The organism is Nocardiopsis sp. CA-288880 (assembly GCF_050955985.1).
In the GTDB taxonomy this organism is placed as follows: domain Bacteria; phylum Actinomycetota; class Actinomycetes; order Streptosporangiales; family Streptosporangiaceae; genus Nocardiopsis; species Nocardiopsis tropica.
In genome coordinates this window covers 6534475-6558507 of record NZ_CP192105.1, presented here as the reverse complement: position 1 = coordinate 6558507, position 24033 = coordinate 6534475, and the positions used below count along the sequence as shown (strand labels likewise).

Annotated in this window: 23 protein-coding genes; 12 read left to right on the top strand and 11 right to left on the bottom strand. The window is 73.4% G+C overall.

Annotated elements, in window-relative coordinates; genetic code table 11:
* Positions 1-195: 195 nt before the first annotated feature.
* A complete protein-coding gene (locus ACQPYD_RS28220) occupies positions 196-1584 on the bottom strand; it encodes a class II fumarate hydratase (protein WP_433698444.1) in 1389 nt (462 codons plus the stop codon).
* Positions 1585-1717: 133 nt separating this feature from the next.
* Positions 1718-2308 (bottom strand): DUF1707 SHOCT-like domain-containing protein, encoded by a 591-nt coding sequence (locus ACQPYD_RS28215; RefSeq protein ID WP_433702159.1) that lies wholly within the window; start codon positions 2306-2308, stop codon positions 1718-1720.
* Positions 2309-2490: 182 nt separating this feature from the next.
* Between ACQPYD_RS28215 and ACQPYD_RS28210 the strand changes: the two genes are divergently transcribed.
* Positions 2491-3672 carry a hypothetical protein gene (locus ACQPYD_RS28210; RefSeq protein WP_433698443.1) on the top strand — a complete coding sequence of 394 codons (1182 nt, stop codon included), beginning with the start codon at positions 2491-2493 and terminating at the stop codon, positions 3670-3672.
* Between the two features lie 111 nt (positions 3673-3783).
* Here the strand turns inward: ACQPYD_RS28210 and ACQPYD_RS28205 are convergent, their stop codons facing one another.
* The gene (locus ACQPYD_RS28205; protein WP_433698442.1) at positions 3784-4200 is read right to left on the bottom strand and encodes an RNHCP domain-containing protein; all 417 of its coding nucleotides are present in this window, start codon (positions 4198-4200) and stop codon (positions 3784-3786) included.
* Positions 4197-4574, bottom strand: coding sequence for an RNHCP domain-containing protein (locus tag ACQPYD_RS28200; RefSeq protein ID WP_267946543.1), 378 nt, complete (start codon positions 4572-4574; stop codon positions 4197-4199). Before ACQPYD_RS28200 ends, ACQPYD_RS28205 begins: the two co-directional genes overlap by 4 nt.
* Before the next feature lie 392 nt (positions 4575-4966).
* Between ACQPYD_RS28200 and ACQPYD_RS28195 the strand changes: the two genes are divergently transcribed.
* Both ACQPYD_RS28195 and ACQPYD_RS28190 read left to right on the top strand, forming a co-directional pair.
* The gene (locus ACQPYD_RS28195; protein ID WP_433698441.1) at positions 4967-5950 is read left to right on the top strand and encodes an ABC transporter ATP-binding protein; all 984 of its coding nucleotides are present in this window, start codon (positions 4967-4969) and stop codon (positions 5948-5950) included.
* Positions 5947-6774: an ABC transporter permease gene (locus ACQPYD_RS28190; protein ID WP_433698440.1), complete on the top strand. Its 828-nt coding sequence runs from the start codon at positions 5947-5949 to the stop codon at positions 6772-6774. The genes ACQPYD_RS28195 and ACQPYD_RS28190 overlap by 4 nt, the downstream gene beginning before the upstream one ends.
* A 145-nt stretch (positions 6775-6919) precedes the next feature.
* Here ACQPYD_RS28190 and ACQPYD_RS28185 read toward each other — a convergent pair whose 3' ends face one another.
* Both ACQPYD_RS28185 and glpX read right to left on the bottom strand, forming a co-directional pair.
* Positions 6920-8611, bottom strand: coding sequence for a hypothetical protein (locus tag ACQPYD_RS28185; RefSeq protein WP_433698439.1), 1692 nt, complete (start codon positions 8609-8611; stop codon positions 6920-6922).
* 221 nt (positions 8612-8832) lie between these two features.
* Positions 8833-9855 carry a class II fructose-bisphosphatase gene (gene glpX, locus ACQPYD_RS28180; RefSeq protein ID WP_433698438.1) on the bottom strand — a complete coding sequence of 341 codons (1023 nt, stop codon included), beginning with the start codon at positions 9853-9855 and terminating at the stop codon, positions 8833-8835.
* Between the two features lie 176 nt (positions 9856-10031).
* On the opposite strand from glpX, the gene ACQPYD_RS28175 reads away from it, so the two are divergent.
* Both ACQPYD_RS28175 and ACQPYD_RS28170 read left to right on the top strand, forming a co-directional pair.
* A complete protein-coding gene (locus ACQPYD_RS28175) occupies positions 10032-10676 on the top strand; it encodes a TetR/AcrR family transcriptional regulator (protein WP_433698437.1) in 645 nt (214 codons plus the stop codon).
* 175 nt (positions 10677-10851) lie between these two features.
* Entirely contained in the window at positions 10852-11424 is a 573-nt protein-coding gene (locus ACQPYD_RS28170) for a DUF4245 domain-containing protein (protein WP_433698436.1), read from the top strand.
* A gap of 63 nt (positions 11425-11487) precedes the next feature.
* Here ACQPYD_RS28170 and ACQPYD_RS28165 read toward each other — a convergent pair whose 3' ends face one another.
* The gene (locus tag ACQPYD_RS28165; protein WP_267946537.1) at positions 11488-12459 is read right to left on the bottom strand and encodes a 4-hydroxy-3-methylbut-2-enyl diphosphate reductase; all 972 of its coding nucleotides are present in this window, start codon (positions 12457-12459) and stop codon (positions 11488-11490) included.
* A gap of 294 nt (positions 12460-12753) precedes the next feature.
* On the opposite strand from ACQPYD_RS28165, the gene ACQPYD_RS28160 reads away from it, so the two are divergent.
* From ACQPYD_RS28160 to ACQPYD_RS28145, 4 genes are all read left to right on the top strand, one after another.
* Positions 12754-13533 carry a hypothetical protein gene (locus ACQPYD_RS28160; protein ID WP_433698435.1) on the top strand — a complete coding sequence of 260 codons (780 nt, stop codon included), beginning with the start codon at positions 12754-12756 and terminating at the stop codon, positions 13531-13533.
* A 113-nt stretch (positions 13534-13646) separates the two neighbouring features.
* Entirely contained in the window at positions 13647-14159 is a 513-nt protein-coding gene (locus tag ACQPYD_RS28155; protein WP_433698434.1) for a DUF3060 domain-containing protein, read from the top strand.
* Positions 14160-14250: 91 nt separating this feature from the next.
* On the top strand, positions 14251-15483 hold the full coding sequence (xseA, locus tag ACQPYD_RS28150; RefSeq protein ID WP_433698433.1) for an exodeoxyribonuclease VII large subunit: 1233 nt from the start codon (positions 14251-14253) through the stop codon (positions 15481-15483).
* A gap of 2 nt (positions 15484-15485) precedes the next feature.
* A complete protein-coding gene (locus ACQPYD_RS28145; RefSeq protein WP_433698432.1) occupies positions 15486-15761 on the top strand; it encodes an exodeoxyribonuclease VII small subunit in 276 nt (91 codons plus the stop codon).
* A gap of 96 nt (positions 15762-15857) precedes the next feature.
* Here the strand turns inward: ACQPYD_RS28145 and ACQPYD_RS28140 are convergent, their stop codons facing one another.
* Both ACQPYD_RS28140 and ACQPYD_RS28135 read right to left on the bottom strand, forming a co-directional pair.
* On the bottom strand, positions 15858-16400 hold the full coding sequence (locus tag ACQPYD_RS28140) for a DUF6542 domain-containing protein (protein ID WP_433698431.1): 543 nt from the start codon (positions 16398-16400) through the stop codon (positions 15858-15860).
* A 231-nt stretch (positions 16401-16631) separates the two neighbouring features.
* Positions 16632-18044: a DNA recombination protein RmuC gene (locus ACQPYD_RS28135; RefSeq protein ID WP_433698430.1), complete on the bottom strand. Its 1413-nt coding sequence runs from the start codon at positions 18042-18044 to the stop codon at positions 16632-16634.
* 311 nt (positions 18045-18355) lie between these two features.
* Between ACQPYD_RS28135 and ACQPYD_RS28130 the strand changes: the two genes are divergently transcribed.
* A complete protein-coding gene (locus ACQPYD_RS28130) occupies positions 18356-19111 on the top strand; it encodes an alpha/beta fold hydrolase (RefSeq protein ID WP_433698429.1) in 756 nt (251 codons plus the stop codon).
* A gap of 85 nt (positions 19112-19196) precedes the next feature.
* On the opposite strand, the gene ACQPYD_RS28125 is transcribed toward ACQPYD_RS28130, so the two are convergent.
* Positions 19197-20168, bottom strand: a complete 972-nt coding sequence (locus ACQPYD_RS28125; RefSeq protein WP_433698428.1) for an FkbM family methyltransferase — start codon at positions 20166-20168, stop codon at positions 19197-19199.
* Positions 20169-20590: 422 nt separating this feature from the next.
* Here ACQPYD_RS28125 and ychF point away from each other — a divergent pair, with 422 nt between their 5' ends.
* Complete coding sequence (ychF, locus tag ACQPYD_RS28120) at positions 20591-21676, top strand: redox-regulated ATPase YchF (protein WP_267946528.1); 1086 nt, start codon at positions 20591-20593, stop codon at positions 21674-21676.
* A 107-nt stretch (positions 21677-21783) separates the two neighbouring features.
* Here ychF and ACQPYD_RS28115 read toward each other — a convergent pair whose 3' ends face one another.
* Complete coding sequence (locus tag ACQPYD_RS28115; protein ID WP_433698427.1) at positions 21784-22365, bottom strand: DUF4303 domain-containing protein; 582 nt, start codon at positions 22363-22365, stop codon at positions 21784-21786.
* Between the two features lie 696 nt (positions 22366-23061).
* On the opposite strand from ACQPYD_RS28115, the gene ACQPYD_RS28110 reads away from it, so the two are divergent.
* On the top strand, positions 23062-24012 hold the full coding sequence (locus ACQPYD_RS28110) for a conjugal transfer protein (protein WP_433698426.1): 951 nt from the start codon (positions 23062-23064) through the stop codon (positions 24010-24012).
* Positions 24013-24033: the final 21 nt, after the last annotated feature.

Here is a 24033-nt window from a genome sequence, read left to right as displayed (position 1 = left end):
GGCCTTTCGGGTGCTCTGACAAGGATGTCGGACGCCTCCCGCGTGTGGAAGGTTCCCGGGGGGCAGGTGAGTGGAACCGGAGCGCCCCCCGGCCGTCGCCCCCGCGGACCGGCCGCCGCCCGGCGGCGGGGCGCCCCGTCCGTGCGGAGCGCCCCGTGGACACCGCGGACCGCCGCCCGCGGGGACGGCCCCCGCCTACCGGGAGTTGGTCATCTTCAGCACGTCGAGGGCGTCGTCCAGCTGCTCCTCGGTGAGCTTGCCGGCCTCGACGTAGCCGCGCTCCAGGACCACCTCGCGGATGGTCTTCTTCTCCTTGAGCGACTGCTTGGCGACCTTGGCGGCCTCCTCGTAGCCGATGTAGCGGTTGAGCGGGGTGACGATCGACGGCGAGGACTCGGCGTAGACGCGGCACTGCTCGGCGTTGGCCTCGATGCCCGCGACGCAGCGGTCGGCGAACACCCGCGAGACGTTGGACAGCAGCCGGATCGACTCCAGCAGGTTGCGGGCGATCATCGGCAGCTGCACGTTCAGCTCGAAGTTGCCGCTCGCACCGCCGAAGGCCACCGCCGCGTCGTTGCCCACGACCTGCGAGGACACCTGGAGGACGGCCTCGCACAGGACCGGGTTGACCTTGCCGGGCATGATCGAGGAGCCGGGCTGGAGGTCGGGCAGGAAGATCTCGCCCAGGCCCGTGGTCGGGCCGGAACCCATCCAGCGGATGTCGTTGGCGATCTTCGCGAAGCCGACCGCGACGGTCCGCAGCTGGCCGGACAGCTCGACCAGGCCGTCGCGTGCGCCCTGCGCCTCGAAGTGGTCGCGGGCCTCGGTGAGGGGCAGGCCGGTGTGGGAAGCGATCTCGGCGATGACACGGGCCGAGAATCCCTCGGGGGTGTTGATGCCGGTGCCGACGGCGGTGCCGCCCAGCGGGAGCTCGGCCACGCGCGGGAGGGAGGCCTCCAGGCGCTCCACGCCGTAGCGCACCTGGGCGGCGTACCCGGCGAACTCCTGGCCGAGGGTCACCGGGGTGGCGTCCATCAGGTGGGTGCGGCCGCTCTTGACGACGGACGCGAACTCCTCCGCCTTGCGGGACAGCTCGCCCTCCAGGTGCCGCAGCGCCGGGACCAGGTCGTTCTGCACGGCGGCCGTGGCGGCGATGTGGATGGAGGAGGGGAACACGTCGTTGGACGACTGGGAGGCGTTGACGTGGTCGTTGGGGTGGACGTCGAGGCCGGTGCGCTCCTTGGCGACGGTCGCCACGACCTCGTTGGTGTTCATGTTGCTGGAGGTGCCGGAACCGGTCTGGAAGACGTCGATCGGGAACTCGTCGTTCCACTTGCCGTCCGCCACCTCCAGGGCGGCCTCGCGGATCGCCTTGCCGAGGTCCTCGTCGATGACGCCGAGCTCGGCGTTCACCTTGGCCGCGGCGGCCTTGATCTGGCCGAGGGCGGCGATGTGGGCGCCTTCGAGGCCCTGGCCCGAGATCGGGAAGTTCTCGACGGCGCGCTGCGTCTGAGCCCGCCACTTGGCCTCGGCCGGGACCTTGACCTCACCCATCGAGTCGTGCTCGATACGGAACTCACTCATTGCAACCCATCTCTCCTGGGAAAACCTGTGACACAAAGCCTGCCAGACGCATCCGGGCACACCGTCACCTCACCCGGGCTTGGCGGTGTTGCACGCGTCATGTTGACATCGCCGCAGGTGGAAGCGGACGCGTTCAGGAACCGATGCCGCGGCGGGGCGACCGGCGGAGCCGGCCGAGGAAGCGGCGGCGTCTCGGCGCGCGCACGCGGACCACCCCGAAGAGCGAGAAACCGTCGATCTCCAGCACCGGGGGGTCGGACATGCCGGAGCGGCGGGCGGTGGTGGTGCGCCGCCCCAGGAACGACCAGCCGGTCAGGCGCACCTCGACGCCCTCGGGGACGTCGATCTCCACACGGCCCAGGACGGCGGTCACGGTCATCCGGTGGTGGTTGTGCATGAGGAGGGCCTCGCGCATGTCCACCTCCACCCGCCCGAGGACGGCGACCGCGTACTCGCCCGGGTAGGCGACCCAGCGTCCCCGGCGCGCGGTGCTGCCGAACAGCCCGACCAGGGGCTGCGGGTCCAGGCGGATGGGCTGGCGCTCGACGGGGAGGAGGTCGGCGGTGACCCCGGGGAGCTCGCCCAGGGTGAGGGCCTCGTGCACCAGGGAGGAGCGCTCCTCGAACTCCTCCAGGTCGATGCGGCCGTCGGCGGCGGCGTCGCGCAGGGCCTTCAGCACGCGCTCGCGGTCCGTGTCGGAGGCGCGGAGGCGCTCGGGGGACACTTCCTCACTCACACCGCCACCCTAGTGCGTGCCCGGCGGACCGGGACGCGGTCGCGGCCCCGCGGGGCGGCGGCTCCCGCAGTTGTGCGCGCCGGGTTCCCCCGGGGGTCTCGCGCGGTTCACCGGACGCGCATAGCTTCCTACCGACAGCACACGGTGAGGGCGTGGAGGGCGGGAGCGGGATGCGCGGAACCGGTACATGGAGGAGAGGGGCCCGGGCGGCGGGCGCGCTCGGGGCGGCGGTCGCGGCGGCAGCGGCGGTGCTGGCGCCCGCCACGGCGGCGGCCGACGCCCCTGAGCGGGAGCCCGGAGGAGGGCCGCCCCTGTCCGTGGACGGCGGCGCGTGGCCGTCCGGGCACGTCCAGGGCGCCGCGCTCGACGAGGAGAAGGGGCACATGTACTTCTCCTTCACCGACACCGTCGTCAAGACCGACCTGGACGGCCGGGTGATCGGCACGGTCACCGGCCTCACGGGCCACCTCGGCGACCTCGACTTCAACGACCGGGACGGGCGCGTCTACGGTTCGCTGGAGTACAAGGCGGCCGAGGCGTTCTACATCGCGATCTTCGACGGCGACCGCATCACGCGGCCGGGCATGGACGCGGAGGACGACCGCGTCCTGACCACCGTCCACCTGGACGAGGTCGTGGAGGACTACACCGCGGACATGGACGGCGACGGCGTCTTCGACGGGAACGTCGCCGACACGGCCGACCACCGCTACGGGTCCAGCGGCATCGACGGAGTGGCCTTCGGCCCCGGGTTCGGCCGCGGCGGCGGCCGCGAGGTGCTGACGGTCGCCTACGGCGTCTACTCCCATCCCGGACGCGCCGACAACGACCACCAGGTGCTGCTCCAGTACGACACCTCCTCGTGGAGGCGGTACGAGCGCCCGCTCGACCAGGACGCCCCCCACACCAGCGGCCCGCCCCGGGTCGGGGGCAAGTACTTCGTGTACACCGGCAACACCACCTACGGCGTGCAGAACCTGGAGTACGACGCGCGCACCGGCGACTGGTTCATGGCGGCCTACGAGGGCGTCAAGCCGCACTTCCCCGACTACTCCCTCTTCGTGGTCGACGGCTCCCGGCCCCCGGTGCGGGGCACGGTCCGCGGCCAGGAGGACGACGAGCAGGGCCTGCTCCTCTCGCTGCGCCGGGACGGCATGCTCCACGGGGAGTCGGGGGTCCGGGGCTGGGACACCGGCGGCCAGTACGGCCTGGTCTCCCTGGACGACGGCCGCTTCTACGTCGTCGAACGCGGCCGGCGCGCCGGGGACGGGGTCACGCTGGAGACCGGGGTCGCCCACCTGAACCGGTGGACGGCGGGGACCCCGGACCCCTTCACGCCCCTGGGCGGCTGAGGGGCGCACGCGGGCCGGCCGGCGTGGCGGCCGGCCCGGGAGCCGCGGGCGGGACGGCCCGTTCCCGGCCGACCCGTCCGCGGCGCCTCCGGAGCCCCGTCGGCGCCGCTCCTACAGGCGGAGCAGCACCCGCCTCGCCACCGCGTCGGAGGCGGCCGCGAGCGGGCGGACCGCCAACCGGACCAGGGCGCGGGGGTTGTCGTCCCCGGCCACGCGGTTGGAGCCGAGTTCGCCGCAGCGAACGCAGCGGTGGATGAGCATCCACTCCCCGTCGGGACGCGAGGCGAGGCTCAGCGCGACCATCCTGCCCCGGCAGTCGGCGGCGCGGTCACCGGGGATCCGGCGGTCCACGTGCAGGCTGACCAGGCAGTTCGGGCAGTGGTTCCGGTGGCTGGTCCCCGGCGCGGCGAGGGGGACCTCCAGACGGCACCCCGCGCACCGGAACGACCCGGACTCGCGGGCGGCGTGCTGGACGGTCTTCGCCCGCTGGGGCCGACGGTCACGCACGTTGCGCCGTCCCACGCTCACACCTCCCCGAACAGGTCGAGCGGGAACGGCGGGTCGGCGAGGGGCCGCACCGCGATCCTCATGAGCACGAGGTGGTTGTCGTCCCGGGAGACGGAGCTCCCGGCCAGCTCGTCGCACAGCGTGCAGCGGTGGACGAGCATCCAGGCCCCGTCGCGCACGACCGCGACGGAGACGGGGACCATGCGCCCGCCGCAGTCGGAGCGGCCGCCCCGGACCTGGTCGACGACGTGGCGCGAGGTCAGGCAGCTCGGGCAGTGGTCGCGCCGTTCTCCCCCGGGAGCGAGGGCGGACACGGACAGGCCGCAGCGCAGGCACGTGAAGGTGCTGGTGCGCAGGGTGGGGCTGGGTTCATACGGTGAATCGGTGGTGGACACCCGGAACTCCTTGCTGGAAGTGGTACGAGGCAGCAGGAGCAGGCCGAGCGCTTCTCGACGGAAGGGGCGCCGCGTCAGACGGTGCGGGGGCCCGCAGGGATGTGAGGCGCGCTCGGCGCGTTCCGGTTCATCAACACCTGTCCTCGACCCGTGGGGCGTCGGCCCCCGGGAATCGTCTCCGGTTCCGGGCTCCCCGGCCCGGAAGTGACGATGGTAGGCAGGGGCTCCGAGCGGGCGCAACGGGTTTTCCGCGGCCCCCGGGGAGGGCACGGCGCGGGGACGGCCGGGGCGGCCCCCGCCTGCGGCGCCCGGCCTCCGGGGGCGCGCGAACAGGCCGCGCGGCAGGCGTAAACCCGTTGGAATTCCGGGCAACCGGTGCCTACGGTTGGGCCATGACCACACCTGTGCCCGGCCGCCGCCTGCCCGGGAGCGCGTCCTCCACCCCCGGCAGCGCACCCCCGCACGCACCGGACGTGCCCGCACTGCTGCTCCGCGGCGTCGTCAAGCGCTTCGGCACGCTCACCGCCGTCGACGGGCTCGACCTGGAGGTCCCCCAGGGCGTCGTCCTCGGCCTCCTCGGCCCCAACGGCGCGGGCAAGTCCACGACCATGAAGATGCTGACCGCCCAGTCCCTCGCGGACGAGGGCGAGATCCGCATCCTCGGGCACCCGATCCCCGCCGAGTCCAAGTGGGCCCGCGCCCGCATGGGCGTCGTCCCCCAGCACGACAACCTCGACGAAGAGCTCACCGTCGAGCAGAACCTGCGGATGTTCTCCTTCCTCTACCGGGTCCCGCGCGCCCGGCGCAAGGAGGCGGTCGCCCGCGCCATGCGCCTCGCCCAGCTCGGCGACCGGGGCGACACACTCGTGGACGACCTGTCCGGGGGCATGCGCCGCCGCCTCCTCATCGTCCGCGCCCTCCTCCACAGACCCGAGCTCGTCCTCATGGACGAGCCCACCGTCGGCCTCGACCCGCAGGTGCGCCAGGACCTGTGGGGCGTCATCTCCGCGCTGCGCGACGAGGGCGTCACCGTCCTGATGTCCACCCACTACATCGAGGAGGCCGAGCGCCTCTCCGACGAGGTGGCGCTCATGGCGAAGGGCGCGGTGGTCGAGCGCGGCGCCCCCGCCGACCTCGTCGCCAAGTACGCGGGCTCCACCGTCGAGGAGTACACCCCGGGGGACGAGGGCCCCGACGTCCTCGAACGCCGCGTCCGCGAGCACGGCTTCACCACCCGCCGGACCGGCGTCACCCTGTCGGTCCTGCGCGCCGAGGAGCTGCCCGACTCCCTCCGCGACCGGCTGGGGACCCCCCACCGACGGGCCAGCACCCTGGAGGACGTGTTCGTGACCCTGACCGGAGAGAGCGTCGAATGAGCATCCAGCACGACCGGGCCAGGGACGACGCCCGGCCCGAGGCCCACGCGCGCCCCGGGCGGATCGAGGCCGACGCCGTGATCGGCGTCGTCGCCCGCGAGTGGATCCTGTACGGCCAGTCCTGGCGCGCCACCACGTTCGCCGCCGTCGTCGAGCCGACCCTCTACCTGCTCTGCTTCGGATTCGGGATGGGCGCCCTCATCGGCACCCTCGCCGGGTTCAGCTACATCGACTTCCTCGGCACCGGCATCGTGGCGGTGTCCGTGATGTTCCAGTCGATGATGCCCGCCGTCATCAACACCTTCATCAAGCGGCGCTTCCTGCACACCTACGAGGGCATCCTCGCCGCCCCGGTGGACGTGCGCGAGCTCGTCACCGGCGAGGCCCTGTGGCTGGCGATGCGCTCGGGCGTGTACGGCTGCGTCCCCCTGCTGGTCGCCGTCGGCTTCGGGCTCCGCCCCGGTCCGGGCATGCTCCTGGTGCCGTTCATCGCGTTCCTGGCCGGGTTCGCCTTCGCGCTCTTCGGCATCTGGATCTCCGCGGTGATCACGTCGGTGCGGTCCATGGACTACGTGTTCAGCGGCCTGTTCACTCCGCTGTTCCTGGTCGCGGGCACGTTCTTCCCGCTCACGGAGCTGCCCGCCTGGGTGCAGGGCGCCGCCATGGCCAACCCGCTCTACCACGCGGTCGAGCTGATCCGCGGCTCGGTGTTCGGAGGGCTCGGCGCCGGTGCGGCGCTCCTCCACGTCGGGGTGCTGCTGGGGTTCATCGTGCTGATGTGGTTCCTGGCGGGCTTCCAGATGCGACGGCGCGTCGTCGGCTGAGAACACCCCGGTCGGGCGGCCCGCACCGGCGGGGGTCGGGCCCGCCCCCGGGGCTGCGGCACGCGGACGGCGCGGGCCCCGTCCTCCGGGGCTCCCGCGCCGTCCGTCCTGCCGCCCCGCGCGCCCTACAGGGCCGCGCGCCGGCTCACTCGCCGCCGCCGCTGGGGGACCACCGCAGTTCGACGCCGCTGCGCCGCCCCTCCTCGGTGACGCTCACGGCCAGGCCCATCGCCCCCCACTCGGCGGGGTTCTGCACCTCGGTGTCCGTCAGCACCTGGCGCATGTCGAAGTAGCCGGCGACCACGGCGTCGTCCATCTCCTGCATGGTCTGCTGGAACACCGGGTCGTCGCCCAGGCGCCCGGTGGCGCTGCTGCCGCTCGCCACGACGACGGCGTCCCCGTCGGTGCTCACACCCGGGGGAGTGGCGTACGGGTCGGAGGCGACCACGTTCTCGACGAAGTCGCCCAGGACGCCCTCGTCGCCGCCGACCGCGCGGTACTGGAACGAGAACTCCTCGCCGCCGCCGTAGGCCGAGCCGAAGAAGCTGTCCAGGTCCATGCCGGTGACGCCGAACGCCGTGGACGAGCCCAGCAGGTTCGTGAAGCCCTCCGGCAGCGGAGCGCCCATGGCGTTGAACTCGCGCTCCATCTCCTGCATCTCGCCGCTGCCGCTCAGGAACGGGATCTCGTCGCTCTCGTAGGCGTCGGTCAGAGCCGTGTCCAGTCCGCTGGCGCCGAACGCCATGACGGTGCTCTCCGGAAGCGACTCCATCGCCGCCACGCTCGCGCCCGGCGTCTCGGCCAGCCAGGCCAGGTCGGCGCTGTCCACCTCGAAGTCGAAGACGTCCGCCCGCGCCTCCAGGTAGTCGCCGTCGATCCGCAGCGACGCGGTGGCCCGGCCGCTCACCTCACCGGTCTCGGCGGCCATCCCGCTCTGGATCTCCGCGGCGACGCCCTCCACCTCCATGAGGCGGGTGAAGTCCGTCCAGCCCACGGCCAGGCTTCCTCCGGGCACGTCGGCCACGTCGCCGGAGTAGACGTCGGAGTCCTCCAGGGACCCGTGCTCGTCCACCTGCGCGGCCCGGTCGGCCAGCGCCTCTTCGGAGGTGGAGAGCAGGGCGAAGCCGTTGGTCATCTCGAAGTGGAGGGTGTCGTCGCCGCTCGCGAGGGAGGCCAGCTCCTCCTCGGCGCGCCGCTCGTCCTCGACCGCCAGCGCCAGCGCCATCGCGAGGCCGGAGCCCTCGTCGACCTCGGCCGCGGCGTCGGCGGTCGGCCACACGGAGACGCCGGCGCGCTGGCCGATCCACTCCTCCACGTCGGCCTGGCGGGACTCGGGGAAGGCCTCGACGAAGACCTCCGCGAACAGCTCCGTCATGTCGCCGTCGGGCTCGTCCATCTCCTCGGTCATCTCCGCCGGGAGCTGGTCGACGAACCGGATCAGCTCCATGGCCTGGGACCCGTCGATCGACAGGTCGACCTTGCCGAACGCGACGGAGCTGCCGGGGAGCACGGACTCGGGCTGCGGACCGCCGAAGCTCACCAGGGAGACGGTGGCCCAGACGGTTCCGCCCATCACGACCAGCGCCACGCCCGCCGCGGCGGGGATCAGCCAGCGGTTGCGCCCGCCGCCACCGCCCGGAGGCGGGCCGTACCCGCCGGAGTACTGGCCGGGGGGCGGGCCCCCGGGGACGCCGCCGCCCGGGGCGCCGGGCACGCCGGGCGGGGCGGCGTACTGCTGACCGGGGACGGGGCCCTGCGGCGGAGGGAAACCCTGCCCGGGCCGCCCGGGCGGCTGATGCTGCCACTGGGGCTGCTGTGAGGGATCGGGGTGGGACATCGGACCTCCGACGGGGGAATTCTTCGCGCGCGACCGCGCAGCCAACGCCGGGTCTGATGCCTGTCCACCCCGGTGTGGTTCGCGTTCCGCGCCATTTTCGGACGGCCGGTCGGGGAGAGGGCGCCCGCGCCGCCCCCACCGGCCGGGGGAGCGGCGGGATCCTGCCACCGGGCGCCGGGCCCGGGCGCCGGACGAGGGGTGTCCGGGCCCGGGACGCCGCGTCAGGGAGCGGAGGTGAGGTCCACGCCGCTGTACGCGGACAGCTTGCTCAGGCGGTGCTCGCTGAGCACCTGGCGGACGGTGCCGCTGCGGCCGCGCATGACGAGGGAGTCGGTGATGACGCGCGAGGACTCGTACCGCACGCCGCCGACCAGCTCGCCGTCGGTGATGCCCGTCGCGGCGAAGAACACGTCGTCGGACGCGACCAGGTCGTCGGTGTACAGCACGCGGTCCAGGTCGTGCCCTGCGTCGAGGGCCTTGCGGCGCTCCTCCTCGTCCTTCGGCCACAGGCGGCCCTGGATGACGCCGCCCAGGCACTTCATGGCGCAGGCCGTGATGATGCCCTCCGGGGTGCCGCCGATGCCCAGGAGCAGGTCGACGCCGGTGCCGGCGCGGGCCGCCATGATCGCTCCGGCCACGTCGCCGTCGCTGATGAACTTGATGCGGGCGCCCGCGTCGCGCACGTCCTGCACGAGCTGCTTGTGGCGGGGGCGGTCGAGGATGACCACCGTCACGTCCTGCGGCGACTTGCCCTTGGCGCGGGCCACCGCGCGGACGTTGTCGGCGACAGGGGCGGCGATGTCCACCACGTCCGCCGCCTCCGGGCCCGCGGCCAGCTTCTCCATGTAGAACACCGCGGAGGGGTCGAACATGGTGTTGCGCGGGCTCATCGCGATCACCGCGATGGCGTTGGGCATGCCCATGGCGGTCAGGGTCGTCCCGTCGACGGGGTCGACGGCCACGTCCCAGTCGTGGCCGCCGCCGTCGCCCACGCGCTCGCCGTTGTAGAGCATCGGGGCGTTGTCCTTCTCGCCCTCGCCGATCACGACCGTGCCGTTCATCGACACGGTGCTGATCATGTGCCGCATGCCGCGCACGGCGGCGCCGTCGGCGCCGATCTTGTCGCCCTTGCCGACCCAGCGGGCGGCGGCGAGCGCCGCGGTCTCTGTGACGCGGACCAGCTCCAGCGCGAGGTTGCGGTCGGGCGCCGCGGGCTGCGCGGACGGGCTACTGGGCTGCGACATGGACGTGACACCTTCCGACAGGGAACAGGGCGGGGGGACAGGTCTTAGGGTAGTCACCCGACGTGATCCCCGAGCGGCCCCGGGTACCCGCGCGGCCGCCCGAGCCGGTCGTCCGGAGGGCGCGAAGGTCTACTCTGGCGGGATCCGGACCGGAGCGGCCGGACTGGAGTGAGGGTGTGACAGTGGACAAGACGGACAAGCCGGAGAAGCTGGTGAAGCCCGCGCGGGTCTCCCCACGCGGAGCGGCCACCCGCAGCGCCCTGCTCAGGGCGGCGGCCCAGGTCTTCCACACGGTGGGTTTCGCCAAGGCCGGGGTCAGCGAGGTCGTCTCGGTGGCGGGGGCCAGCGTCGGGAGCCTCTACCACCACTTCACCGGCAAGGCGGACCTCTATCTCGCCCTGTACGAGGAGTTCCAGCAGCGCCAGCAGGAGCGGACCCACCAGGCGGTCGTGGAGGCCAGGGCGGGCGGTGAGAGCGATCCCACACGGCTCATGAACATCGCCGCGCACGCCTACCTCCTCGGATGCATCGAGGAGGGCGACACGACCCGCCTGTTCTTCAGCGGTGACGGCCCTCCCGGGTTCGACCACCAGCTGCGGTCGCGGCTCACCCAGTGGACCGATCGCAACGTGGCCCTGTTCCGCAAGGCGGACGAGCCGGTGGACGAGGCCCTCCTGATCGTCGTGAGCGGGGCCATGCTGCTGGCCGTGGCCGAGGTGGTGCGCCGCGACGACGCCGAGGCGCGCAGGCTCGCCGACGACATCACCGGCCTGCTCACCCGGCTCGAACCGCGGCACCGGACCGCGGACCCCGGGGCCTAGGCGGTCTCCCGCGGACCGTTCCGGGCCCGCGCCCGGCGCCGCGCCCCCGCGGCGCCCGCTCCGCTCGCACAGCCGGCCCCGGGGGCGGGCGGGGCCGCCGCGGGCCGGGGGCGCGCGCCGCTAAGCCCACCCCGGGTCGGAAAGGCCCCGGACCTGCGGCAAGCTGGACCCTGTCATGAGTGAGTACAGCCGGTCCAGCGCGACCTTCAAGAACTACGCCATCTCCCTCGGGATCCTCGTGGGCATCGTCCTGATCATGGCGTTCGTGGTCTCCACGCGCTCGGGCGAGCACATCCCCACCGTGGACTACCGGCCGGACGCCGACGTCCTGGGGGAGGCAGCCGACTACCCCGTGAGGGCGCCCTCGGCCGAGCTGACCGACGAGGGGTGGACGCCCACCAGCTCCACCCTCAACGTGAGCGGTCCGGTCGAGTGGAGCGTCGGTTTCGCCACGGCGGCCGACAGCCACGCCATGTTCACCCAGAGCGACGCCGACCCCGAGCAGGTCGTCGCGGAGCGCGTCAAGGAGGCCGAGCAGGTCGGCACGGTCGCGGTCGGCGGACGCGAGTGGGAGCACTACGACTCCGAGGACTGGGGCGCCCTGGTCCTGTGGGAGGAGGGCGTGACCCTGGTCGTCTCCGGTTCGGCCGAACTCGACGAACTGGCCCACCTGGCCGAGGGGCTGGAGGACCTCCCCGCGGCGGAGGGCGGCGGGGACGCGGAGCCCTCGGAGTCCCCCGAGGGCTGACCCCGGACACGGCGAACGCCCGGCGGGCGCACCCGCCGGGCGTTCGGCATGCCGGGACCGGCGCTACTCGGCGCGCAGGTCGCGGCGGAGCTCCTTGGGCAGCGAGAAGGTCAGCGTCTCGTCGGCGGTCGTCACCGGGGAGACGGAGCCGTAGCCGTGCCCGGCGAGCTTGTCGAGCAGCTCGCGCACCAGGATGTCCGGCACGGACGCGCCGCTGGTGACGCCGACCGTGGTCACGCCCTCCAGCCAGGCCTCGTCCATGAGGGACGCGTTGTCGATCAGGTAGGAGGCGTCGGCGCCCGCGTCCAGGGCGACCTCGACCAGGCGGACCGAGTTCGACGAGTTGTCGGAGCCGACCACGATGACCAGCTCGCACTCGGGCGCCATCGCCTTGACGGCGTCCTGGCGGTTGGAGGTGGCGTAGCAGATGTCGTCGCTGGGCGGGTCGAGCAGGTTCGGGAACCTCTCGCGCAGGGCGTCGACCGTCTGGGTGGTCTCGTCCACCGAGAGGGTGGTCTGGGACAGCCAGGAGACGTTGTCCGGGTTGCGGACCCGGACCTTGTGGACCTCGTCCGGGCTCTCCACGATCTGGATGTGCTCCGGGGCCTCACCGCTGGTGCCCTCGACCTCCTCATGGCCGATGTGGCCGATGAGGATGATGTCGCGATCCTCCGCCGCGAAGCGCTTGGCTTCCTTGTGGACCTTGGTGACGAGCGGGCAGGTCGCGTCGATCGTCTTGAGCTGCCGCCTCCCCGCCTCCTCGTGGACGGCGGGGGAGACGCCGTGCGCGGAGAACACGACGATGGCGCCCTCGGGCACCTCCTCGGTCTCCTCGACGAAGATCGCGCCGCGCTCCTCCAGGGTGCGCACCACGTGGGTGTTGTGCACGATCTGCTTGCGCACGTAGATCGGGGCGCCGTACTGCTCCAGGGCCTTCTCGACGGTGATGACCGCGCGGTCGACACCGGCGCAGTAACCCCGGGGGTTGGCGAGGAGCACACGGCGTTGGTTCGTGGCAGTCGTCATCGCAGTCATGCGTACATCCTAGGTGGCTTGGTCCGTGTACGACCCTGGTGTGGGCGATGGCACCGTTACGGGGATATCCGCGCCCCGCCGGGGCCAAGGTGACGGTATCGCAACAGGATGTGTCCGGTCGTGGATCGAAGTGGCGAAATCGTTCGCCCATCCCCTGCTCGCGGTGTTCCCCCTCCTCTATCCTGGTTCACCATCGCATCTGTCACAGGCGGTTCGCCCCGACTCGGCCTTGCCCGGTCTGCTGGACGCGTGCCGCCGACCCCACCGCCGAGACCACCCAGGAGCCCCCGTCCTATGTCGAACCCGACGATCGCCACGAAACTGATCACCCTGGCCAAGGGAATCTTCGGGCGCAAGAAGCCGGCCGCCCCCGCCGAGCCCGCGGACACCGCCGCCCCGTCCGCCGCCGAGGCGGCCGGGGAGAAGGCCGCCGCCGGGAGCCCGGCCCCCGCCGCCGCGCCCACCGCGACCCCCGAGCCCGCCGCGGAGGCGGAGGCCCCCGGGGCCGGGAAGCCGGAGGGCACGGAGCCGGAGGCCGGGGAGAAGGCGCCCGCCGCTTCCGAGCCCGCCGTCGCGGAGCCGACCGCCCCCGAGCCCGCCGCTGCGGCGCCGGCCGCCGCGGAGCCGGCGGAGGCCCCCGGGGAGAAGGCCCCCGTGGCAGGGGCGACCCCCGCCCCGGAGTCCGGGACCGCCGAGAAGAAGGCCGCCCCCGAGAAGGCGGAGACCCCCGAGGAGGGGGCCCAGGTCCGCACGGAGCCCGTCGTCCCGGCCACCGAGGACGTCCCCGAGGAGGCCCCGGCCATCGCCGAGGAGCTGGCCGCCGCGGAGGCGCACACCACCGTCGCCAGCGACGAGGTGCTGGAGAAGGTCCGCAAGGGGGCCGCGCCCGCCGTCGAGGACCTCGCCGTGCCGACCTACGACGAGCTCACCCTCCCTTCCGTCCGCGCGCGCCTGCGCAAGCTCACCATCGAGCAGGTCCGCGACCTGCGCGCCTACGAGGTCGCGCACGGAGGGCGCACCGAGTTCATCAAGATGTACGACAACCGCATCGCCAAGCTGGAAGCCGGGGCGTAGCGGTCGGCGGGCCCGGCAGGCGCCCGTGCCGCGACCCGGCGGAACCACACGGGGGCGGGGAACGTCCTACTGACGAGCGCACCACGGCGCTTCCCGCTCGAAGGGCTATGACCATGCGTCCCGCGACTTCCACCGCCGCGCTCCTCGCTGCTGCGGCCTTCTGGCTGACCGGCTGCTCGGTCGGCATCCCCGGCACCGACCAGGAGGTCAGCGTCGACCCCGACGGCGTCTCCGTCGGAAGCGAGGACGGAGAGGTCTCCGTCGACTCGGACGGCGACGTCACGGTCGGGAACCAGGACGGCGACGTGACCCTCGACGAGGGCGGCGGCGTGACCATCGACGACGGGACCGGCGACATCAACATCGCGTCGGTCGAGGGCAGCGTCACGGAGGACTGCGAGGGCCGCGACGTCAACGTGACCGCCAGCGGCGCGGAGGTCGTCCTCAACGGCCAGTGCGGCGCGGTCACCGTCACGGGCAACTCCCTCACCGTCCACGTCGGCGGCGCCGAGTCCATCCACGTGACCGGTGCCGAGAACACCGTCCACCACGCCGAGGGCGAACCCGACATCACCGACATCGGCATCGACAACACGGTGTCCGCGGGCGGGGACGCGCAGGGCTGACCGGAGCCGGGCGCGGCCGCCACGGCGCGCGGCCGCGCCCGGTGACCGGCCTGCCCGGAACTGTCCCCGGCCTCCCCTAGGCTCGGTTGCCATGGGCATGGAGAGTTCCGCCGAGGCGCCGCAACCGGTACGAGTCGTCCTCAACGCCGTCGGCCAGTGGATCGGCCGACTGGGCCGGATCTGGGTCGAGGGGCAGATCGCCGAGCTCAACCGCCGGGGGCGGATGGCCTACATCACGCTGCGCGACCCGGTCGCGAACGTGTCGGTGCGGGTGGTCTGCCAGACCTCGGTGCTGGACGCGCAGAGCCCGCCCCCCGAGGCGGGGGCGCGCGTCGTCGTGCACGCCAAACCCGACTTCTACGAGGTGCGCGGCACCTTCTCGCTCCGCGCGCTGGAGATCCGCCACGTGGGCCTGGGCGAACTCCTGGCCAGGCTGGAGCAGCTGCGGCGCACCCTGGCGGCGGAGGGCCTGTTCGACGAGGGGCGCAAGCGGCCCCTGCCCTTCCTCCCCGCCACGGTGGGGCTGGTCTGCGGCCGCGACTCCGCGGCCGAGCGCGACGTGCTGGAGAACGGCCGCCGCCGATGGCCCGCCGTCCGCTTCGAGGTGCGCCAGGTCGCGGTCCAGGGCGACCGTGCGGTCCGCGAGGTGCTGGAGGCCCTGAAGGAGCTGGACTCGCACCCGGAGGTCGACGTCATCGTGATCGCCCGGGGCGGCGGCTCCCTGGAGGACCTGCTGCCGTTCTCCGACGAGGCGCTGGTGCGGGCGGTCGCGGCGGCGGGCACGCCCGTGGTGAGCGCGATCGGCCACGAGCAGGACACCCCGCTCCTGGACCTCGTCGCCGACGTGCGCGCCTCCACGCCCACCGACGCGGCCAAGAAGACCGTCCCCGACGTGGGAGAGCAGCTGGAGATCGTCAGGCAGCTGCGCGACCGGGGGCGCAGGGTCCTCACGGGCGCGCTGGAGCGCGAGCTCTCCTGGCTCTCGGGCATCCGGTCCCGTCCGGTCCTGGCCAGCCCCGTCCGGGAGATCGACCGGCTCGCGGAGCAGGTCGCGGACATGCGCGACCGGGCCCGCCGGAGCCTCACCCTGTCGCTCGACCGGGCCGGCGAGGGCCTCGGCCACACGAGGGCGCGCCTGCACGCCCTGTCCCCGGCCACGACGCTGGCACGCGGGTACGCCGTCGTGCAGCGCCCGGACGGGTCGGTGGTGCGCTCCGCGGCGGAACCGGACGTGGGGGAGTCCCTGCGGGTGAGGTTCGCCGAGGACAGCCTGACCGCCACCGTGGAGTCCGTCCACACCGAAGACACCACCGAGGGGGAGTAGAGATGGCCGCCAAGGGCACGAAGACCGACGGCAGGGACGGCGAGGCCGCCGTGCCGGAGCTGAGCTACGAGGAGAGCCGCGAGGAGCTCAACACGGTGGTCCGCCGACTGGAGTCGGGCGGGCTCAGCCTCAAGGAGTCCCTGGCCCTGTGGGAGCGGGGCGAGGAGCTGGCCCGCGTGTGCGAGCAGTGGCTGGAGGGCGCCCGGGCCAAGATGGCCGCCGCCATGGACGAGCGCCGGGAGGACGACCCCCCGGCGGACGCGGACACGCCCTTCTGATCCGCGCCGGCCCCCGGCGGCGGACCGGTGCGCGGTGGGAACGCGCGTCGGGGGAGCGGGGGCCGGTCCCCCGAGGGCGCCCGGACGCGTCCGGCGCTACCCGTGGCCGTTGAGCTCGTCGCCCAGGTCGCGGAGGTTGCCGGGCAGACCGCGGAAGACCCCGATGACCAGGACCAGCGCGGTCCCCAGGAAGAGCCAGGGGGCCGCCTCGGCCAGCCGCGAGGCGAGGCCCAGGAGCAGGACCCGCGCGAACCCCTCGTTGCCCAGGGCCAGCACGCTCTCGGCGGCGGCCACCGCCACGAAGAACGCCAGGGGCGGGCTGACCGACAGCGAGAGCAGGTCGGCGGGGCGGACCGCGGACGCCGTCGCCAGGCAGGCGACCGTGAAGGCGATGCCCGGTACGGCGGGGGCACCCGACCACTGGGCGATCATGGTCCCGGCGAAGCTCAGCACGGCGATGACCAGGACGCCGCCCCGACCGGTCAGGCGTGGGGGCCGGCGCACGGGGTTCCCCTCCGGGGCGCCCGGGGCGGCGCCCGCTCTCCTCCGGGCGCTCCGCGCGCCCCGGCCGCGGCCCTCGGGCCGCACGAAGTACGGTGCGTGCCCGGGCTCCGGACCGTCCGCCTTCCGCGGGGGCATAGCCGTTCGCCTCCCAAGTGTATTACTCACGGTGTTTAGTGTGTCACTTCTAGTAAGCGCAGGGCGTCTTTTCCGGGGAACGTGTCGCCATTTCGGTCACTTGCCCCTTCCGTCGCGAACACGCCTCCCACCCGTGGGACACCAGCATGGCGCACGGCGGTTCTGCCGCTCCGGAGGCGCTCGCACGAGTTGTCCTCGGTCGGATCGTCGGACCTGTGCCGACCTGCGGATTCATGTCCCGTGCGCGCTCTTCCGGGGTTCTTTTCCGGTCGAACCATTGCTCTTGTTACTCACATGCCGAATACCGTCGAAATCCGAGCCCTCCCGGTCTCCCGCGCCGGAAGCCGCCCCGTGGACCCCGGCACGCCCCGGAGGGCCGTCCGGCGCCGTTCCGCCGAGCGCGTGCCCGTCCTCGCCGAACGCCTCCGCCCCGTACCCCGACAGCTCGGGGGCGGCCACCGCGCGCGGGCGCTCCTCCACGCCGGTCGGCCGGTCCAGCTCGCCGTCCACGAGGCCCAGCTCGCCGAACCGCCGGGCGGTCACGAGCACGCGGCTCTCCAGCGACCCCACCGTCTGGTTGTAGGCGCCCACGGTCCGGGTCAGCGCCCGGCCCAGGGCCTCCACGTGCCCGCCCAGCTTGCCCAGCCGTTCGTGCAGCTGCTTGCCGAGGTCGAACACCGCCCTCGCGTTCTCGCTCAGCGCCTCCTGCTGCCACGCGTACTGCGCCGTCCGCAGCAGGGAGATCAGCGTCGTCGGCGTGGCGATGTGGACCCGCCGCGCCATCGCGTGCTCCAGCAGGTCGGGGTCGTGCTCCAGAGCCGGGGCCAGGAAGGCCTCGCCGGGGATGAACAGCACCACGAACTCCGGCGCCGGGGTGAACGCCGCCCAGTACGCCTTGGCCGCCAGCTGGTCGACATGTGTGCGGAGGTGTCGCGCGTGGGCGCGCAGGCGCTCCTCGGCGGCCTCCTCCCGGCCCGCCTCCACGGCGTCCAGGTACGCGGAGAGCGGCACCTTGGAGTCCACGACGATGTTCTTGCCCCCGGCCAGGCGCACCACCATGTCGGGGCGCTGCGACCCGTCCCGTGTCGCCGCCTGCTCCTCGAAGTCGCAGTGGGGCCCCATCCCCGCCAGCTCGGCCACCCGGCGCAGCTGCAGCTCGCCCCACCGGCCGCGCGCCTCGGGCCGCCGCAGCGCGGTCACCAGGGACCGGGTCTGCTCCCCCAGGCGCTCCGACCCCTCGCGCACGTACTCCACCTGCTTGGCCAGCTCCGCGTGGGCGGCCACCCGTCCCGCGTCCACCTCCCTGAGCTGCCGCTCCACCCGGTTCAGCGTCTCGGTCAGCGGTTCCACCATGCGCTCCACCGCCCGCCGCCGCTCGTCGAGGTCGCCGCCGGCCTGGGCGCTGACCGCGCGCAGGCGTCCCTCCGCGAGCTCCAGGAAGCGCTGGTTGGTCTGGTCCAGGGCCTGCGCGGACAGGGCGCGGAACCGGTCGCCGAGCTGCTCCTCGACGTAGGCCGCCCGCTCCTCGGCGGCCCGGGCCTCCGCCCGGGCCTCGGCCTCCCGCCCGCGGGCGAGGATCCAGCCCACGGCGACGCCGATCGCCAGGCCGACCAGGAGCATGAGTACGAGTGCGAGACCGTCCATGGCGCACATGGTGCCAGCCGCCGCGCGCCCCGGTCTCCCCGCCACGCAGGACATCGGCGGGCAGGCCGACCAAGTCCGGCATGTCCGCAGCCCGGGGCCGTGCGACCCTCCGGCCCGGAGCGCCTGTCCGGTGGCGGCCGCGCCGCCCGGGGCTCCGGGGAGCGGTGGGAGGCCGCGGACCGAGTCCGCATCCGGACATCCTCTTTCCTTGTGCAAAAGTTTTCGAGACCCTGGAGGTCCGAACGCGAAGGCCGGAGCTCCGCACCGGCCCTGTTCCCCCGCAGTCCCCCTATCCGAGGAGGCCCCCTCCCATGCGACTGGAGACCTACAGCAGCGGTACCGGAGACCACACCATCGCCCTCGTCCACGGGGCCATGGCACACCACGGGACCTGGCACGCCGTCGAGGCCGAACTCGTCGCACGCGGCCACCGCGTGCTCGGCGTGGACATGCGCGGCCACGGGCGCAGCCCGCGCGGCCCCTACAGCGTCGAGGCGCTCGGGGACGACCTGGCGGACTCCCTCCCCACCGGGCTCGACGCGGTCGTCGGCCACTCGATGGGCGGGGTCGCGCTCTCCCTGGCCGTCGAGCGGCTCGGGCCCCGCCGGGCGGTCTACGTCGACCCGGCGTTCCGGCTCCCGCCCATGGCCGACGACGCCGGCGAGCGCATGCGCAGGGTGTTCGCCACCGCGGACGTCGAGGGCGTGCGCCAGCTCAACCCCAGATGGAGCGACGCCGACGTCGAGAAGGAGCTCAGCGGCTTCGCCTCCTTCGACCCGGCGTTCTTCGACTTCGTCGCCGCGGAGGTCGCCGGGAGGGACTTCCTCCCGGCGGGGCCGGCCGTCCCCTCCCTCGTCCTGCGCGCGGGGAACGGCATCACCGTCGACCCGCGGGCGGCACGGGAGCTCGCCGAGCGCGGCTTCACCGTACGGGTCGTGGAGGGGGCGGGCCACTGCGTCCACCGCGACGAACCGGCTGCCCTGGTCGACGCCCTGGACGGCTGGGCGCGCGGCCGCGCGCCGTCTCCCCGGAGGGCCGTGGCCGGGGCGGCCCGGGCGCGGCTGTAGCCGACCGGGCCCCTCCCGGGCAGCCGCGGCCCCGCCGCGGGGCCGCGGTCCGGGGGAGGGGCCCGGCGCGGGCCGCTCCAGCCCCTCAGGCGCTCCTGGAGTCCGGGGAGCAGGCCCCGAGCGCCTCGCGCCAACCGGCCACCGACGTCCAGAAACCGGCGGCGACCGGCGCGGGCGTGAACAGCCACATCCGCTCCGAGGCGGGTGAGGCCCGTCCGGCGATCTCCGGACGCGGCCGGTAGGGCGGCCTCCCGCTCACCGGGTACCACGTGTACTCCAGCGGGTCGAGCAGCGCCATCAGCCGCTCCTCGACCCCCCGGTCCGGCCGGACCTTGACCAGCATCCACGGCCGGTACCTGCGCAGCACCTCCAGCCCCCCGGCGACCACGTCGGGCTCCGTGCCGACCGTGTCGATCTTCACGACAGCCGGGGCTGCGGACGCGGTCTCGCTCCACCGGGCCAGGGTGCTCACCCCCACGGTGATGTGGGACAGGTCCCCCCGGGCGGCGCGCACCAGCGTGTTGCACATGTCGTTGTTCCTGGCCCGGCGCAGGTGGGCGGTGCCGTTGTGGTTGCTCAGCGCCAGCTCCACCACCGAGAACCCCAGGTCCGCGGAGGACGACACCGCGCGGGCGGCCGAGGCGATCTCGGGCGTGGGCTCGAACGCGAACACGGGCCGGCTGCTGCGCGCGGCGGCCAGCACCGAGTAGACCCCCACCCCCGACCCGACGTCGAGCACCGCCCCGGGCCGCGTGTGGCCGAGCATGGCGAGGAAGCAGGCCAGACTGTCGGGTTCGTGGCGGGCCAGGCCGAACGCGGCCAGGCGCCGGGGCACCGTCAGGTCGCCGGGGAGCCGCAGGGTGAGGCTGTCCGGCCCGGTCCCGCGGGTGTCCGACGCCAGCCGCGGGAGGGCGAAGGTGAAGCTGCGGCTCCACGGCGGGACGTGCGCGGGGTCCAGGCCGCCCAGCCGCCTGGGCAGGCGCACGCGGATCTGCCGTGTCGCGAAGCGGACGAGCGGGTAGCGGCGCACGAGCGCCCGGAGTTGTTCGGTGACCACAGTTGTCCTCCCCCAGGAACGTGGCCGCGGCAGAGGAGGGTGAGCGGAAGGCCCCGCCGCCCCCGCGGCGGGGCCGCGCCGCCGCGCGGTACCCCCGGACGTGCCGCCTGCCCGTTGCGCCGGGTCGGGCGAGGAGCCCACCGTGCCCCTGTGGTCCTCGTCGCCCCCGCCCGGCACGGACCGGACGTCCACCGGATGCCGCCTCCCCCGTGTCAGCGGCCGTGTTTCGACCGGGGACGCGGGGTGCGGGTGCCCGGGTGCGCGGCACACGGCCGCCCGGACGGTTTCCGCCCCCGGTCCCCGGAGACGTTGAACGAACCTACTGTGAGCGGCGTCCCCTGTGCAGCGTGTTTCGGTGATCGGTCCCGCTTTCCGGCGGCGGGGGACCGTCCCACCCGCCGGTCCGCATAGACTCGGGCCTTGTGAGTCTGTCTATCGGGATCGTCGGCCTGCCCAACGTCGGCAAGTCCACCCTCTTCAACGCCCTGACCAAGAACGACGCTCTGGCGGCGAACTACCCGTTCGCGACCATCGAGCCCAACGTCGGGGTCGTGGGCGTGCCCGACGGCCGGCTCGGGAAGCTGGCCGAGATCTTCGGTTCGGCCAAGGTCCTCCCGGCAACGGTGGACTTCGTCGACATCGCGGGCATCGTGCGCGGCGCCTCCACCGGTGAGGGCCTGGGCAACAAGTTCCTCGCCAACATCCGCGAGAGCGACGCCATCTGCCAGGTGATCCGGGCCTTCGACGACCCCGACGTCACGCACGTCGACGGCGACGTCGAGCCCTCCCGCGACATCGAGACCATCAACACCGAGCTGATCCTCGCCGATCTCCAGACCCTGGAGAAGGCGCTCCCGCGCCTGGAGAAGGACGCCAAGCGCAACGCCAAGGACAAGGGCGCCCAGGAGCTGCTCCAGGCCGCCCGGCAGGCCCAGGAGGTCCTGGACGGCGGCACGTCGCTGTCCGCCGCCGAGGGCATCGACCTGGACCGGCTGCGCGAGCTGAGCCTGCTCACGGTCAAGCCGTTCATCTACGTGTTCAACCTCGACACGGACGAGCTCGCCGACGAGGCGCTGCGCGGCAAGCTCCAGGCCCTCGTCGCCCCCGCCGAGGCGATCTTCCTCGACGCCAAGATCGAGGCGGAGCTGGCCGAGCTGGACGACGACGAGGCACAGGAGCTCCTGGAGTCCCTGGGGCAGTCCGAGTCGGGCCTGGCGCAGCTCGCCCGGGTCGGCTTCGACACCCTCGGGCTCCAGACCTACCTGACCGCCGGGCCCAAGGAGGCCCGCGCCTGGACGATCAGCAAGGGCGCGACCGCCCCCGAGGCCGCGGGCGTCATCCACACCGACTTCCAGCGCGGCTTCATCAAGGCCGAGGTGGTCTCCTACGACGACCTCGTGGCCGCGGGCGACATGCAGACCGCCCGCGCCGCGGGCAAGGTCCGCATGGAGGGCAAGGAGTACGTGATGGCCGACGGCGACGTGGTCGAGTTCCGCTTCAACGTGTAGCCGCGCTCTTCGGAACTCCGCCTCGAGACCCCGCCCGATACGTGGGCGGGCGCCGTGTGGTGCGGGGGCAGTTCGCGAGTCGGGGTCCGGCTGGCCCCGTCTCCGCGTCAGACGGTGTCGATCTGCAGGAACTCGCGGAACTCCGCAGTACCGGCCTGATCGTTCAACGCGGCGTTCCACTGCGCGATGTCGACCTCCGGGACGTCGGCGTCGAGCGGCAGGAACACCCGCACCGCGTTCGGCCACTGCTCGAAGAAACCGGCGGCGACCGAGGCCGTCAACGCCTGTGCGATCGAGTCCCACACCGCCCTCCGGAACTCGCGAAGGTCCGGTGCCGTGCCGGGGCCGGCGCTCGAATCGGAGCATCGTCGCTTCGCCCGCTCCGCCTCGGCACGGATCGGCTCCAGCGGGTCGTCGATCCCCTCCGCCCCGAGGACGTCCAAGTCCCACTCACCGAGGTGCCATCTCGCGTCGATGGCGAACTCCGGGTCCTCGGCGGTCATCTCGTCGAGATGTCGCTGCGACTGCGCGAAGGCGACGATCGACGTGGCGTCGGCATCGGTCGCGATGCCGACGCCGACCACGTCGTCCGCCGGCAGCTGTCCTGCGACCGCCGCGATGGCCCGCTCGAGCGCCGATCCGAGGCGATCGGACCAATCGCGTTCCCACACACAGAGCTCAGGGTCCATGGCCCCATTCTCGCCGCCCGCCGGAGCCGCGCCCGGAGAGGCCTGGGGCGGCCGGGGCGGCGAGGCGGGCGCCCGGCCGCTCGGCCCCCGCGAGGAGGACGGCGGCGGGGACGGGTCCAGCGGTGCCCGTGCCGGGGCGGGGCCGGTCGCCGGGACCCGTGCCGCAGGACGACGGACAGCGCGGCGCAGAGGGCCGTCAGGGCCCGTGCGAGGGGGCGGCGGGGGAGCACCGCGCCGTCCCGGGCGCCGCGCCGCACCGGACGGGGTCCCGAGGGGCCCGCCGCGGGGGCGCCGTGCGGGCGGGGGCGGTGGGAGGGGTGGGGCCGGGGTGGCGTCCCCGGGGTCCCCGGAGGGGCTTCGGAGCCTCCCGAAGGAGATCCCGGTTACATCCCGTCAACGGTTTCCTGCCCCCGGAGGACAGAACTTGCTCCCTGCCGAGTGACTAATCGCTTTCCGGTCCAACCAAAACTGCGCCGACGCACACAGCCCCACCTTGAGTTCCATGAACCATTGCTGTGGTATGCACCTTTTGGGAAGTTCTACCGTTGCGCGCAATGCGCTGTTGGCGGGGAAACGCGGAGTCACGGAGTCCGCTCCCAACCCCCACAATGCCTCACTATAGGGATGGGGTAGACAAGGGCGTGGCGGATACGCCGTCCGACGCGGGCGGCGCGGAACTGTGTGCAGGAGGCGGGGATGGCGAAGGCGTCACGACGCGGCACCGCCGTACGTGACCGGGAGGGCGACGAGATGGAGTTCGACGCCCCCCGAACCCGACGGCCCCGTGCCGGGTCGGGCGGGCGCTGGTGGGTCGGCGTGGGACGCGCCGTCCTGTGGGCGTTCATCATCGTCGTCGTCTTCAACGGCATCTGGTTCCCCCTGCGCGGGGGGTTCGCCCTGCCCACGGCGTCCGAGGAACCCGAGCAGGCGGAGGAGCCCGTCTACCCGGAGACGGCGGCCGCGGCCTTCGGGCTCCGGTTCGCCGACGCCTACCTCGACACCGCCGACACCGAGGCGCGCCTGTCCGCCCTGGCGGCGTTCGTCCCCGAGGGCGAGGCGGCCGGGCTCGAGGTCCCCGCCGACAGCCTCACCGGGGACAACCTCACCGTCGTCGCCGTGGACGTCCACGACGACCACAACGCCTCCATCATCGTGCGGGCCGACGTCAACGGCGAACCCATGCGCCTGGACGTGCCCGTCTACGCAGACGGGGACTCCCTGGTGGTGGCCGGCGCCCCGGCCTTCCTCGCCCCGCCCAGCCGGGCGAGCCTGCCGGAGGACGCCTCCTTCGAGACCGACCCGCAGGCCGCCGAACAGCTCACGGAGGTGCTGCCGGGCTTCTTCGAGGCCTACGCGGGGGAGCCCGCGCACCTGGAGCGCTACGTCGAACCGGGCGTCACCATCGCCCCACTTCCGGAGAACAGCCTGGAATTCGTCGAACTGTCCGATATGGCGGTGCCATCACAGTCCCCGAACGGGGATGATGACGTACGACAGGTAGCGGCGACGGTCACGTGGAGCGTTCCGGCCCCCGACGGGGCCGAAGCCGGGCAGGTGACGCAGAACTACCTGGTCACGGTCGTCGACTCCGGTTCCGAGTGGCACGTCCGCGACATCCAGGGAGCCCCTCGCTCGTTCGGCGGGTGACGGGGCCAGTAGGCAAGGAGA

What these genes read in the sequence shown, in the direction of transcription:
- ACQPYD_RS28220 (WP_433698444.1), bottom strand. Translation starts at nt 1,584, where the DNA reads ATGAGTGAGTTCCGTATCGAGCACGACTCGATGGGTGAGGTCAAGGTC.
- ACQPYD_RS28210 (WP_433698443.1), top strand. Translation starts at nt 2,491, where the DNA reads ATGCGCGGAACCGGTACATGGAGGAGAGGGGCCCGGGCGGCGGGCGCG.
- ACQPYD_RS28195 (WP_433698441.1), top strand. Translation starts at nt 4,967, where the DNA reads ATGACCACACCTGTGCCCGGCCGCCGCCTGCCCGGGAGCGCGTCCTCC.
- ACQPYD_RS28190 (WP_433698440.1), top strand. Translation starts at nt 5,947, where the DNA reads ATGAGCATCCAGCACGACCGGGCCAGGGACGACGCCCGGCCCGAGGCC.
- ACQPYD_RS28185 (WP_433698439.1), bottom strand. Translation starts at nt 8,611, where the DNA reads ATGTCCCACCCCGATCCCTCACAGCAGCCCCAGTGGCAGCATCAGCCG.
- glpX (WP_433698438.1), bottom strand. Translation starts at nt 9,855, where the DNA reads ATGTCGCAGCCCAGTAGCCCGTCCGCGCAGCCCGCGGCGCCCGACCGC.
- ACQPYD_RS28170 (WP_433698436.1), top strand. Translation starts at nt 10,852, where the DNA reads ATGAGTGAGTACAGCCGGTCCAGCGCGACCTTCAAGAACTACGCCATC.
- ACQPYD_RS28165 (WP_267946537.1), bottom strand. Translation starts at nt 12,459, where the DNA reads ATGACTGCGATGACGACTGCCACGAACCAACGCCGTGTGCTCCTCGCC.
- ACQPYD_RS28160 (WP_433698435.1), top strand. Translation starts at nt 12,754, where the DNA reads ATGTCGAACCCGACGATCGCCACGAAACTGATCACCCTGGCCAAGGGA.
- ACQPYD_RS28155 (WP_433698434.1), top strand. Translation starts at nt 13,647, where the DNA reads ATGCGTCCCGCGACTTCCACCGCCGCGCTCCTCGCTGCTGCGGCCTTC.
- xseA (WP_433698433.1), top strand. Translation starts at nt 14,251, where the DNA reads ATGGGCATGGAGAGTTCCGCCGAGGCGCCGCAACCGGTACGAGTCGTC.
- ACQPYD_RS28145 (WP_433698432.1), top strand. Translation starts at nt 15,486, where the DNA reads ATGGCCGCCAAGGGCACGAAGACCGACGGCAGGGACGGCGAGGCCGCC.
- ACQPYD_RS28140 (WP_433698431.1), bottom strand. Translation starts at nt 16,400, where the DNA reads ATGCCCCCGCGGAAGGCGGACGGTCCGGAGCCCGGGCACGCACCGTAC.
- ACQPYD_RS28135 (WP_433698430.1), bottom strand. Translation starts at nt 18,044, where the DNA reads ATGGACGGTCTCGCACTCGTACTCATGCTCCTGGTCGGCCTGGCGATC.
- ACQPYD_RS28130 (WP_433698429.1), top strand. Translation starts at nt 18,356, where the DNA reads ATGCGACTGGAGACCTACAGCAGCGGTACCGGAGACCACACCATCGCC.
- ACQPYD_RS28115 (WP_433698427.1), bottom strand. Translation starts at nt 22,365, where the DNA reads ATGGACCCTGAGCTCTGTGTGTGGGAACGCGATTGGTCCGATCGCCTC.
- ACQPYD_RS28110 (WP_433698426.1), top strand. Translation starts at nt 23,062, where the DNA reads ATGGCGAAGGCGTCACGACGCGGCACCGCCGTACGTGACCGGGAGGGC.